This window comes from Streptomyces sp. NBC_00207 (genome assembly GCF_045160965.1).
In the GTDB taxonomy this organism is placed as follows: Bacteria; Actinomycetota; Actinomycetes; order Streptomycetales; family Streptomycetaceae; genus Streptomyces.
Window position 1 is genome coordinate 5228936 of the sequence record NZ_CP130715.1, and the last position, 13036, is coordinate 5241971.

Sequence of the window (13036 nt, forward strand, 5' to 3'; positions counted from 1 at the left end):
TCTTGAGCTCATCACGTCAAGGAGGACGAATGACGGGGCTCTTCACCCCTATCGCGCCGGATCGCACCACAGATCTGGCATCCGCAGTACTCACCGATGACAATCGGCTCATCGTGATCGTCATTGCGGCCGTGGCACTCGCCGCACTCGTCGTCGCGCAGATCCTGGTCCGCCAGGTCCTCGCGGCCGACGAGGGAACCGACAGCATGAAGAAGATCGCCGCGGCCGTCCAGGAAGGCGCCAACGCCTACCTCGGCCGACAGCTGCGCACCCTCGGCGTCTTCGCCGTCGTGGTCTTCTTCCTCCTCTTCCTGCTCCCCGCAGACGACTGGACGCAGCGGGCGGGACGTTCCGCCTTCTTCCTCGTGGGCGCCATCTTCTCGGCGGCCACCGGCTACATCGGCATGCGCCTCGCGGTCCGCGCCAACGTGCGCGTCGCCGCCGCCGCACGCGAGGCCACCCCCGCCGAGGGAGAGCCCGCCAAGGACCTGACCGAGGTCTCCCACAAGGCGATGAAGATCGCCTTCCGCACGGGCGGCGTGGTCGGCATGTTCACCGTCGGCCTCGGCCTCTTCGGCGCTTCCTGCGTCGTGCTGGTCTACGCCGCCGACGCCCCCAAGGTCCTGGAGGGCTTCGGCCTCGGCGCCGCCCTGATCGCGATGTTCATGCGCGTGGGCGGCGGCATCTTCACCAAGGCCGCCGACGTCGGCGCCGACCTGGTCGGCAAGGTCGAGCAGGGCATTCCGGAGGACGACCCGCGCAATGCCGCGACCATCGCCGACAACGTGGGCGACAACGTCGGAGACTGCGCCGGAATGGCGGCGGACCTCTTCGAGTCCTACGCCGTCACCCTGGTGGCCGCGCTCATCCTGGGCAAGGCCGCCTTCGGCGACCTGGGCCTCGCCTTCCCGCTGATCGTCCCCGCGATCGGCGTCATCACCGCGATGATCGGCATCTTCGCGGTCTCCCCGCGCAGGTCCGACCGCAGCGGCATGACCGCCATCAACCGCGGCTTCTTCATCTCCGCCGTGATCTCCCTGGTGCTGGTCGCGATCGCCGTCTACGCCTACCTGCCCGCCACCTACAAGGAGCTCGCCGGCGTAGAGAACCCCGCGATCACCAACCACTCCGGTGACCCGCGGATCCTGGCGGTCGTCGCCGTCGCCATCGGCATCGTGCTGGCGGCCCTGATCCAGCAGCTGACCGGCTACTTCACCGAGACCAACCGCCGTCCCGTCCGGGACATCGGCAAGTCCTCCCTGACCGGCGCGGCCACCGTCGTCCTCGCCGGCATCTCGGTGGGCCTGGAGTCCGCCGTCTACACGGCGCTGCTCATCGGTCTCGGCGTCTACGGCGCGTTCCTGCTCGGCGGTACGTCGATCCTGCTCGCGCTCTTCGCGGTGGCCCTGGCCGGCACCGGCCTGCTCACCACCGTCGGCGTCATCGTCGCCATGGACACCTTCGGGCCCGTCTCCGACAACGCCCAGGGCATCGCCGAGATGTCCGGCGACGTCGAGGGCGCCGGTGCGCAGGTCCTGACCGACCTGGACGCCGTGGGCAACACCACCAAGGCCATCACCAAGGGCATCGCCATCGCCACGGCCGTGCTCGCCGCGGCCGCGCTCTTCGGCTCGTACAACGACGCGATCGCCACCGCGGTCAGGGAGGTCGGTGCCAAGGCCGGGGAGATGAACCTCAGCCTGGACATCGCACAGCCCAACAACCTGGTCGGGCTGATCCTGGGCGCGGCGGTCGTGTTCCTGTTCTCCGGCCTCGCCATCAACGCGGTCTCCCGCTCCGCGGGCGCCGTGGTCTACGAGGTGCGCCGCCAGTTCCGCGAGCACCCCGGGATCATGGACTACACCGAGAAGCCCGAGTACGGGCGCGTCGTCGACATCTGCACCAAGGACGCGCTGCGCGAGCTCGCCACGCCCGGCCTGCTCGCCGTCCTCACCCCGATCGCCGTCGGCTTCTCCCTCGGCGTGGGCGCGCTCGGATCCTTCCTCGCCGGAGCCATCGGCACGGGCACGCTGATGGCGGTCTTCCTCGCCAACTCCGGTGGCGCGTGGGACAACGCGAAGAAGCTCGTCGAGGACGGCCACCACGGCGGCAAGGGCAGCGAGGCCCACGCCGCGGTCGTCATCGGCGACACGGTCGGCGACCCGTTCAAGGACACCGCCGGTCCCGCGATCAACCCGCTGCTCAAGGTCATGAACCTGGTGGCGCTGCTGATCGCACCCGCCGTCGTGCAGTTCAGCTACGGCCCGGACACCAACCCGACCGTGCGGGCGATCGTCGCGGTCCTCGCGATCGCCGTCATCATCGGCGCGGTGTACGTCTCCAAGCGCCGCGGCATCGCCGTCGGCGACGAGACCGAGGGCGGAGCCGCCGAGCGGGTGGCCCAGCCGGCCGACCCCGCGACGGTCTCCTGACCCGAGGTCCCGGCAGCAGGACGGGCAGAGCCGGGCAGGGCCGGCCGTACGCCCGAAGGGCGGACAGGCAGCGCGGACTGACGCGCCGTCTGTCCGCCTTTGTGCGTGCCCGGATGGGAGGCGTGTATCTTCCGGGCCGAGAGCCTTCGAAGGGACCAATCCGGTGAACAAGAAGCTTGCGACCGCGTTGTCGGGCGGTGCGGTGCTGATGCTCGTCCTGTCCGGCTGCGGCGGGGACGACGGCGACGAGAAGGCCAATGCGTGGGCCAAGAAGGTCTGCGACCAGTGGCAGCCCGAACTGAAGAAGATCGAGACGGCCAACGCCGACATCAAGCGTGTGGCTACGGAGAGCAGTAAGCCCGACGAGGTGAAGCAGACGGACTCGGCGGCGTTCGCGACCATGTCGGAGTCGTACAAGACCATGGGGACCGCTCTGCAGTCGGCGGGAGTTCCGCCGGTCAAGGACGGCGCGGCGACCCAGGAGGCGGCCGCCAAGGGCTTCGAGTCGACGGCCAAGGGGTACGCCGACCTGAAGGCGAAGATGGACGCCCTCGACCCGCAGGACCAGACGAAGTTCGCCGACGGCCTCAAGGAGGTCGCGGGCGGCCTCCAGGAGGCGACGAAGGGCGGTCAGGACGCGCTCGCCACGCTCAACGCGGGAGGCCTGGACAAGGCGATCAACGCCCAGAAGGGCTGCCAGGTCGCTGCGGCGTCGGCCTCGCCCAAGTAGTTCACCCAAGTAGTGCGCTCAGGCAGCTCGCCCAGGTAGCCGGCCCAAGTGGCCCGCTCAGGCAGGGCGTCCGATCAGGGCGGCCGGGGTCCCGGAAGGGACCGCGGCCGCCCTTTCGTACGTACGGGCCCGGGCTGATCGGCAGGACGGGCCCCAGCGGACACAATGGAAGCGTGAGTAACACCAGCCTTCCCACGTCCGACCACGCCGCCGAACTCCGCAGCGCCCTGCTGGCCGCCGGCTTCACCGCCGACGGGCTGCTCGAGCTGCTCGGCGCCCCCGCCTACGCCGCGCTGGCCCGCAGTGAGACGGTCCCCGCCCTGCGTGCCACCCGTGGCCGCGGCGACGGCCCGCTCGCGAGCCTGGTCCGGCTGTTCCTCCTCCAGCAGCCCGAGGCGTACGTGCACGCCGCGGCCGCGCTGCCCGTCGACGTGGCCCTCGCCGACGGCTGGCTCCGGATGGAGGGCGACGAGGTGCACGCCACCGTCGACGTGCGTCCGTACGGCGGCCCGGACGGCGAGGACTGGTTCATCGTGTCCGACCTCGGCTGCGCCGTCGGCGGGGCCGGCGGGATCGGCAGCCGCGAGGAGGGAGTGGTCCTCGGCGTCGGCGGTGCCTCCACCACCCTGGCCGGGATCACCGTCCGCACCCCGGTCGGCTCCGCCCTCGACGTCGGCACCGGATCGGGCATCCAGGCGCTGCACGCCTCCCGGCACGCCACCCGGGTCACCGCCACCGACGTCAACCCCCGGGCCCTGGACTTCACCCGTCTGACGCTGGCCCTGTCCGGCGCCCCGGAGGCCGAGCTGCTCACCGGCTCCCTCTTCGAACCGGTGGGCGAGGCCACGTACGACCTGATCGTGTCGAACCCGCCGTTCGTGATCTCCCCCGGCGCCCGGCTGACGTACCGGGACGGCGGCATGGGCGGCGACGACCTGTGCCGGACCCTGGTCCAGGAGGCCGGAGCACGGCTCAACCCGGGCGGGTACGCGCAGTTCCTCGGCAACTGGCAGCACGTCGAGGGCGAGGACTGGCGCGACCGGCTGCGCTCCTGGGTGCCGCGCGGCTGCGACGCCTGGATCGTGCAGCGTGACGTGCAGGACGTGACGCAGTACGCGGAGCTGTGGCTGCGCGACGCCGGCGACCACCGGACCGACCCCGAGGAGTACGCCGCGCGGTACGAGGACTGGCTGGACGAGTTCGAGGCCCGCAAGACCAGGTCCGTCGGCTTCGGCTGGATCACCCTGCGCCGGTCGGACGCCGCCGAGCCCTCGATCGTGGTCGAGGAGTGGCCGCACACGGTGGAGCAGCCGCTCGGCGAGGCGGTGCTCGCCCACTTCGCCCGCCAGGACTACCTGCGGGAGCACGACGACGCCGCCCTGCTGGAGGCCTACTTCGTGCTGGCCGAGGAGGTCGTGCAGGAGCAGGTCGGCGCGCCGGGCGCGGAGGATCCGGAGCACGTCGTGCTCCGGCAGAACCGCGGGATGCGGCGCGCCACCAAGGTCGACACGGTCGGCGCGGGCTTCGCCGGAGTGTGTGACGGCTCACTGACCGCGGGCCGGATCCTGGACGCGATCGCGCAGCTGGTCCAGGAGGACCCGGTGGTGCTGCGGGACCGGACTCCGGAGGCGATCCGGTTGCTGGTCGAGCAGGGCTTCCTGGAGCCGGCACAGGGCCCCGCGCAGTAGCGGCACCGGGATGTAACCCGGGGTTCGCCCGGTGTACCCCCGGGGCTGGCAGTCTCCTGCGCAGCGGGTTCCGGGGGGAACCCGAGGGTGGCCCGGGGGTAAGGGGAGCAGCGTGGAAAACGGTCCGGCGATCTTCGCGGCGCCCGTGTTCCTGCTGTTCGGGGCCGCTCTGCTGGCCTGGACGGGGGCGCGCGCCCTGCACCGCGAGCCGGTGGCCGAGGGCGTGCGCCCCGTCGTGGCCGTACCACTGCTCCTGCTCGCCGGCGGAGGCTCGCTGGCCCTCGGGGCGTGGTGCCTCGCCCGGCTCTGACACCGGAGTGTGAAGGTCCCGTACGAGGGCCCGGTCCGGACCTGATCCGGCCGCGAAAGCCGACGTGGGACGGGGTGCGGGAGCGGGGCCAGACGGCCCCGCGGCCACCCTGCCCGGTGATCGGGAACGCTCCGGCGCGGCATCCGGGCGGCAGAAACGGCACTTGTCGGGTTACCGTTCGAGTGGCCGTTGCGGGCTTCTGCCGTTTGACACGGGGGCGGGTTGTACCGTCACACTCCGCAGCGTCGCCGTACTGCGACCGAGTGCCGACCGGAGAGAAGAGCCAAGTTGTCCCCGACTAGCGAGACCGCAAAGGGCGGCCGCCGACTCGTCATCGTCGAGTCCCCAGCCAAGGCGAAGACGATCAAGGGCTACCTCGGCCCGGGATACGTCGTCGAGGCGAGCGTCGGGCACATCCGCGACCTCCCGAACGGCGCGGCCGAGGTTCCCGACAAGTACACCGGTGAGGTCCGTCGCCTCGGCGTGGACGTCGAGCACGACTTCGCGCCGATCTATGTCGTCAACGCGGACAAGAAGTCCCAGGTCAGGAAGCTCAAGGAGCTGCTGGCCGAGTCCGACGAACTCTTCCTCGCCACCGATGAGGACCGCGAGGGCGAAGCCATCGCGTGGCACCTGCAGGAAGTCCTGAAGCCCAAGGTCCCCGTCCACCGGATGGTCTTCCACGAGATCACCAAGGACGCGATCCGCGACGCCGTCGCCAACCCGCGCGAGCTGAACCAGCGCATGGTCGACGCCCAGGAGACCCGCCGCATCCTCGACCGCCTCTACGGCTACGAGGTCTCGCCGGTCCTGTGGAAGAAGGTCATGCCGCGGCTGTCGGCGGGCCGCGTCCAGTCGGTGGCCACGCGCATGGTCGTCGAGAGGGAGCGCGAGCGCATCGCCTTCCGCTCGGCCGAGTACTGGGACCTGACCGGAACCTTCGCCACCGGCCGCGCCGGTGACGCCTCCGACCCCTCGACGCTCGTTGCCCGCCTGAACACGGTGGACGGCAAGCGCATCGCCCAGGGCCGTGACTTCGGCTCGAACGGGCAGCTCAAGAGCGAGGTGCTGCACCTCGACGAGGCGAACGCCCGGGCGCTCGCCGCCGCGCTGGCCGACACCTCGTTCGCCGTGCGGTCGGTCGAGTCCAAGCCGTACCGCCGGTCCCCGTACGCCCCCTTCCGTACGACGACGCTGCAGCAGGAGGCCTCGCGCAAGCTGGGCTTCGGTGCGAAGGCGACGATGCAGGTGGCGCAGAAGCTGTACGAGAACGGCTTCATCACCTACATGCGTACCGACTCCACCACGCTGTCCGACACCGCGGTGTCGGCGGCACGGGCGCAGGTCACCCAGCTCTACGGGGCCGACTACCTGCCGGAGAAGCCGCGCGTCTACGCCGGCAAGGTCAAGAACGCCCAGGAGGCGCACGAGGCGATCCGTCCTTCGGGTGATCGTTTCCGCACCCCGGCCGAGACGGGTCTCACCGGCGACCAGTTCCGCCTGTACGAGCTGATCTGGAAGCGGACCGTCGCCTCCCAGATGAAGGACGCGGTCGGCAACAGCGTCACCGTGAAGATCGGCGGCCGTGCCTCGGACGGGCGCGACGCCGAGTTCACCGCCTCCGGCAAGACGATCACCTTCCACGGCTTCATGAAGGCGTACGTCGAGGGCGCTGACGACCCGAACGCCGAGCTCGACGACCGCGAGAAGCGGCTGCCGCAGGTCGCGGAGGGCGACGCGCTCGCCGCCGAGGAGATCACGGCGGACGGGCACTCGACCAAGCCGCCGGCCCGCTACACCGAGGCCTCGCTGGTCAAGGAGCTCGAAGAGCGCGAGATCGGCCGCCCGTCGACGTACGCGTCGATCATCGGCACGATCCTCGACCGCGGCTACGTCTTCAAGAAGGGCACGGCGCTCGTGCCGTCCTTCCTGTCGTTCGCCGTGGTGAACCTGCTGGAGACGCACTTCGGCCGGCTCGTCGACTACGACTTCACCGCGAAGATGGAGGACGACCTCGACCGCATCGCGCGGGGCGAGGCCCAGTCCGTGCCGTGGCTGAAGCGGTTCTACTTCGGCTCGGAGGACGCGACCGAGGTCGTGCCGGCCGACGGGGACCACCTCGGCGGTCTGAAGGAGCTGGTCACGGACCTGGGCGCGATCGACGCCCGGGAGATCTCCTCCTTCCCGGTCGGCGAGGGCATCGTGCTGCGGGTCGGCCGCTACGGGCCGTACGTGGAGCGGGGCGAGAAGGACGCGGAAGGCCACCAGCGGGCCGACGTGCCGGACGACATGGCTCCGGACGAGCTGACGGTCGAGTACGCGGAGGAGCTGTTCGCGAAGCCGAGCGGCGAGTTCGAGCTCGGCAAGGACCCGGTCAGCGGGAACGAGATCGTCGCCAAGGACGGCCGCTACGGGCCGTACGTGACGGAGATCCTGCCCGAGGGCACTCCGAAGACGGGCAAGAACGCGGTCAAGCCGCGGACGGCCTCGCTCTTCAAGTCCATGAGCCTGGACACGGTCACCCTCGACGAGGCGCTCAAGCTGATGTCGCTGCCGCGCGTGGTCGGCGCGGACGCGGAGGGCGTGGAGATCACGGCCCAGAACGGCCGCTACGGCCCGTACCTGAAGAAGGGCACGGACTCGCGGTCCCTGGAGACCGAGGACCAGCTCTTCTCGATCACGCTCGACGAGGCGCTCGCGATCTACGCTCAGCCGAAGCAGCGGGGCCGCGCCGCGGCCAAGCCGCCGCTGAAGGAACTGGGCACGGACCCGGTGAGCGAAAAGCCGGTGGTCGTCAAGGACGGCCGCTTCGGGCCGTACGTGACGGACGGCGAGACGAACGCGACGCTGCGGCGGGACGACGACGTCGAGACGATCACGCCGGAGCGGGGCTACGAGCTGCTCGCGGAGAAGCGCGCGAAGGGCCCGGCCAAGAAGACGGCGAAGAAGGCTCCCGCCAAGAAGGCCCCGGCGAAGAAGGCGACGGCGACGAAGACCGCCGCCGCGAAGAAGACGACGGCGGCCAAGAAGACGACCGCCAAGAAGACGGTGGCGAAGAAGACGGTGGCCAAGAAGGCCGCCGCGGCCCCCGCGGACGAGTAGTCGCCACGAGAGCCCCACGCGAAGCGTGGGGCTCTCGTGCGTCCGCCCGTCACATTCGGCCTCGCCGGCGTTTGAGGCGTGGGGTCCGGGGCAGAGCCCCGCAACGGCGCCGGGCTGGCTGCCGGAAGGTGGGTCAGGGGTCACACCCGGCTCTGTCCACAGGCTTCCGCACCTGCCAAGCGCAGCGGATAGGCTGGGCGGATGACGCGAGCCGAGCAGCCAACGGTCGTGACCGCCCCGGCGAACCCCACCTACGACGAAGCCCTAGCCGCGGATTCCCGCGAGCGTGCGGTGCGCGCACTGCTGCGCACCCCCAGGCTGCGCCGACTGTGGAGCGCCCAGCTGGTGAGCGGCATCGGAGATGCCCTCGCCCTGCTGGTGCTGGTGCTGCTGGCCCTTCAGGCCGCGGCCTCGGAAGGGGCCTTCGGCGGCGGATACCGCGGTGCGGCCCTCGCCGTCGCCGCCGTCTTCGGGGTCCGGATCCTCGCCACCCTCCTCTTCGGCGCGGTCCTCCTCGGCCCGCTCGCCGGGCTCCTCGGCTCGGGCGGCAAGCTGGACCGCCGCTGGACGATGATCGGGGCCGACGGGGTCCGCCTCGGACTCTTCGTCGTGGCCCCGCTCTGGCTCGACTGGATCCCGGCCCACGCGCTGACCGCGCTGCTGGCCACCGTCTTCGTCTCCGGCGCCGCCGAGCGGCTGTGGACCCTGGCCAAGGAGAGCGCGGCGCCCGCGCTGCTGCCCGCGCCGCCGCCGGAGGGGGCGACCGTACGGCCGCTCCCGGACCACCTGGACGCGCTGCGCCGGCTGACCCTGCGTACCGCCTTCGCGGCGCTCCCCATCGCCGCGGCCGCGCTGCTCGCCGCGACCCTGGTCGGCAAGGCGCTCGGCCTCGGCGTGGACTGGTTCGCCGCCAACCAGGCCGCCCTCGGCTCGTACGTGGCCTCCGGCCTCTTCGCCGCGTCGGTCTCGCTGCTGCTCCCGCTCGTGCTGCCCACCGCGGCGACCCCGCGACCGCGATCCCCGCTGGAGGGCCTGCGCGCCCCCAAGGCGGGCGACCGGCCCGACAAGGGCCGTACGGGCGCCATCCCCCTGCTGGTCCTGAGCTGCGCCGCGGTCGCCGGAGCGGTGTCCTGCGCCGTCGCCGTGTCAGTCCTGCACGCCTTCGACCTGGGCGGCGGCCCGGCCGCCTTCGCGCTGTTCGTCCTCGCGCTGGTCGGCGGCACCGCCGCCGGCATCCGCGCCACCCAGGCCGGCAAGGTGCTGCCCGGGCTGTCCCGGCGCCGGCTGCTGGCCCTCGCCATAGCGGTGACCGGGCTGGCGCTGCTGCTGACCGGCCTCGTCCCGGACACGGCGACGGTGCTGTTCCTCTCGCTGCTCGCCGGCACCTCCGCGGGCATCGCCGCCCATTCCGGCCACACGCTGCTGGACCAGGAGACCGAGGAATTCCGCCGGGCCCGGGTCACCGAGCACCTCCAGGCGGTCGTGCGGGTGGCCGTGGCCATCGGCGCGGTCGCCGCCCCGGTCCTGGCCGCGGTGATCGGCCCGCACCGGCTGACCGGCGCCGAGGTCGTCTTCTCGCACGGCGGCGCCGCCTTCACCCTGATGCTCGTCGGCGCCCTGCTGCTGCCGGTAGCCGTCGTGGTCCTCACCAAGGCCGACGACCGCAGCGGCGTACCCCTGCGGCGCGACCTGCGCGAGGCGCTGCGCGGCGGGGAACCGGTGCAGACCGCGTCCGCCACCGGATTCTTCATCGCCCTGGAGGGCGGCGACGGAGCCGGCAAGTCCACCCAGGTCGAGGCGCTGGCCTCCTGGATACGGGGCAAGGGCCACGAGGTCGTCGTGACCCGCGAGCCGGGGGCGACCCCCGTGGGCAAGCGGCTCCGCTCGATCCTTCTCGACGTGTCCTCCGCCGGACTCTCGAACCGCGCCGAGGCGCTGCTGTACGCCGCCGACCGGGCGGAACACGTCGACACCGTGGTGCGCCCGGCCCTGGAGCGCGGCGCGGTCGTCATCTCGGACCGCTACATCGACTCCTCCGTGGCCTACCAGGGCGCCGGCCGGGACCTCTCCCCGACCGAGATCGCCCGGATCTCGCGCTGGGCGACCGACGGGCTCGTCCCGAACCTGACCGTGCTGCTCGACGTGTCGCCGGAGGCGGCGCGCGAGCGGTTCACGGAGGCCCCGGACCGGCTGGAGTCGGAGCCGGCGGAGTTCCACCAGCGCGTGCGGTCCGGATTCCTGACGCTGGCCGCGTCCGACCCGGGGCGCTACCTGGTGGTCGACGCGGGCCAGGACCCGGACTCGGTGACCACCGTCGTACGGCACCGCCTGGACCGGATGCTCCCGCTCTCCGAGGCCGAGGTGGCCGCCCAGGTGGAGGCCCGGCGCCTCGCCGAGGAGGAGGCACGGCGCAAGGCCGAGGAAGAGGCGGCCCGCAAGGCCGAGGAAGCGCGGCTGCGGGCCGAGGAAGAGGCCCGGCTGGCCCGCGAGGCCGAGGAAGCGCGGATCAAGGCCGAGGCGGAGGCCGCGCGCTTGGCCGCCGAGGAGCGCCGGCGCGCCGAGGAGGAGGCCCGGGCCAGGGCCGAGGCCGAGCGGCTGCGCGCGGAAGCCGAGGAGAAGGCGCGTGCGGCTGAGGCCGAGCGACTGCGCCGGCAGGCCGAGGAGGAGGCCCGGCTGCGGGCCGAGGCCGAGGAGCGGCGGCTGGAGAAGCAGCGGCGGGCCGAGGAGGCCCTGCTGAAGGCCGAGGAGGCGCGCCGACTGGTGGAGGCCGCGTCGGCCGAGGCGGCGGCGAAGGCCGCGGCCGCTGCTGCCGCGGCGGAGGCCGCTGCGGCTTCGGCGGCTGCTCCGGCGCCGGCGGCTCCCGCGGCTGCCCCTGCTCCCGCGCCCGCCCCCGCGCCGGCTCCCGCTCCCAAGGTGGGCATGACGAAGGAACCGCACCCGGACGACGCCGTGACGGTCGAGACCCCGGTGGTCAAGCGGGTCGTCCAGCCGGACGACGTCACCCAGACCGTCCCGGTGCCGAAGGTCGACCCGGCCTCCGCTGCGGAGACGGCGGTGCTGCCGCCGGTGCGTCCCGCCGATGAGACGGCCGTGCTGCCGCCGGTCCGCCCGTCGGCCGCTCCCCAGGGCAGCGGCACCGGCGCCGGCGCTGGTAGCGGTAGGGCCCGGTCCGCTTCGCGGCCGACGGCGCAGCGTCCCGAGGAGAACCCGGCCGACCGGGTGCCGTCCGGAATCTTCCGGGACTCGGCCAACGACCGGACGCGGGAGCTCCCCGTACTCGGTGAGGACGGCCGGCAGCAGCGGCCGCGCCCGGACTGGGCCGAGGAGACCCCGCTGGACGATCTGCCGACGCTGGCGGACGAACTGCTGGGCCGCCACCGGGACGCCGAGGACGGCGACGAGGGCGAACGAGGACCGCGCCGCCGCCGCTGACCCCGGCGGGGACGGGATTGTCGGTGGCGCCCGCCACAATGGGTGCACGGTGAGTGAAAGGTGGTGGGCGGGATGCCCGTATGGGACGACCTGGTGGGACAGGAGCGGGTCCAGACGCAGCTGGCCGCCGCCGCCGTCGACGCCGACGCCCTGGTCACGGCCATCACGGACGGGACCGCGCCGCCCGCGGCGTCCAAGATGACCCACGCCTGGCTGTTCACCGGCCCGCCCGGATCCGGGCGGGCCACCGCCGCCCGGGCCTTCGCGGCCGCCCTGCAGTGCACCAGTCCCGACCGCGCCCTCGGCGGTGAGCCCGGCTGCGGGTTCTGCGACGGCTGCCACACCACGATGGTCGGCACGCACGCGGATGTGGAGATCGTACGCACCGACCTGCTCTCGATCGGTGTGAAGGACACCCGCGACCTGGTGCGCCGTGCGCAGCTCTCCCCGGCCGTCGGCCGCTGGCAGGTCATCGTCCTGGAGGACGCCGACCGGCTCACCGAAGGCGCCGGGAACGTGCTCCTCAAGGCCGTGGAGGAGCCGGCTCCGCGGACGGTGTGGCTGCTGTGCGCGCCCTCCCTGGAGGACGTGCTGCCCACGATCCGCTCCCGCTGCCGGCACCTGACCCTGCGCACCCCGGCCGTCGAGGCCGTCGCCGAGCTGCTGGTCCGGCGCGACGGCATCGAGCCCGCGGTCGCCGCGGTCGCCGCCCGGGCGACCCAGGGGCACATCGACCGGGCCCGCAGGCTCGCCACCGACGAGACCGCCCGCGCCCGCCGCGCCGCCGTGCTGAAGCTCCCGCTGCGCGTCGACGACGTGGGCGGCTGCCTCAAGGCCGCGCAGGAGCTCGTCGACGCCGCCGCCGAGGACGCCAAGCAGGTCGCGGAAGAGGTCGACACCAAGGAGACCGAGGAGCTGCGGGCCGCCCTCGGCGCCGGAGCGGGCGCCGGCAGTCGGATGCCGCGCGGCACGGCGGGCGTGATGAAGGAGCTGGAGGACCGGCAGAAGCGCCGTCGCACCCGCACCCAGCGCGACACCCTCGATCTGGCGCTGACCGACCTCACCGGCTTCTACCGGGACGTCCTGGCCCTGCAGCTCGGCTCGTCCGTGGCCATCGCCAATGAGGAGATACGGCAGGACCTCGACCGGATCGCGCGGGCCTCGGGCCCCGAGCGGACCCTGCGCCGGATCGAGGCGATCATCGCCTGCCGGGAAGCCCTCGACCGCAACGTGGCTCCTCTCCTCGCGGTCGAGGCGATGACGATGTCGCTGCGCGCGGGCTGACCGCCGCCGGGCCGCCGCCTGTCCGGTGCACGGCCGACGTCCGGGTCCACACCCGGTT

The 13036-nt window shown here is 72.7% G+C and carries 7 protein-coding genes; all 7 read left to right on the forward strand.

Going from position 1 to position 13036, the window contains the following annotated elements; translation table 11 throughout:
- Window positions 1-29: 29 nt before the first annotated feature.
- The 7 genes from OG472_RS24800 to OG472_RS24830 all read left to right on the forward strand — a co-directional run bounded on the left by OG472_RS24800 (window position 30) and on the right by OG472_RS24830 (window position 12978).
- On the forward strand, window positions 30-2432 hold the full coding sequence (locus tag OG472_RS24800; RefSeq protein ID WP_401611020.1) for a sodium-translocating pyrophosphatase: 2403 nt from the start codon (window positions 30-32) through the stop codon (window positions 2430-2432).
- Between the two features lie 163 nt (window positions 2433-2595).
- Window positions 2596-3162 carry a small secreted protein gene (locus OG472_RS24805; protein WP_401611018.1) on the forward strand — a complete coding sequence of 189 codons (567 nt, stop codon included), beginning with the start codon at window positions 2596-2598 and terminating at the stop codon, window positions 3160-3162.
- A gap of 173 nt (window positions 3163-3335) precedes the next feature.
- Window positions 3336-4850 (forward strand): methyltransferase, encoded by a 1515-nt coding sequence (locus OG472_RS24810; RefSeq protein WP_401611017.1) that lies wholly within the window; start codon window positions 3336-3338, stop codon window positions 4848-4850.
- A 112-nt stretch (window positions 4851-4962) separates the two neighbouring features.
- Window positions 4963-5160, forward strand: a complete 198-nt coding sequence (locus OG472_RS24815) for a hypothetical protein (protein ID WP_405831308.1) — start codon at window positions 4963-4965, stop codon at window positions 5158-5160.
- A 288-nt stretch (window positions 5161-5448) separates the two neighbouring features.
- Window positions 5449-8262, forward strand: a complete 2814-nt coding sequence (topA, locus tag OG472_RS24820; RefSeq protein WP_401611016.1) for a type I DNA topoisomerase — start codon at window positions 5449-5451, stop codon at window positions 8260-8262.
- A 201-nt stretch (window positions 8263-8463) separates the two neighbouring features.
- Window positions 8464-11694: a dTMP kinase gene (tmk, locus tag OG472_RS24825; RefSeq protein ID WP_405831309.1), complete on the forward strand. Its 3231-nt coding sequence runs from the start codon at window positions 8464-8466 to the stop codon at window positions 11692-11694.
- A gap of 72 nt (window positions 11695-11766) precedes the next feature.
- Window positions 11767-12978, forward strand: a complete 1212-nt coding sequence (locus OG472_RS24830; protein ID WP_401611013.1) for a DNA polymerase III subunit delta' — start codon at window positions 11767-11769, stop codon at window positions 12976-12978.
- The last annotated feature ends 58 nt before the right edge of the window (window positions 12979-13036 follow it).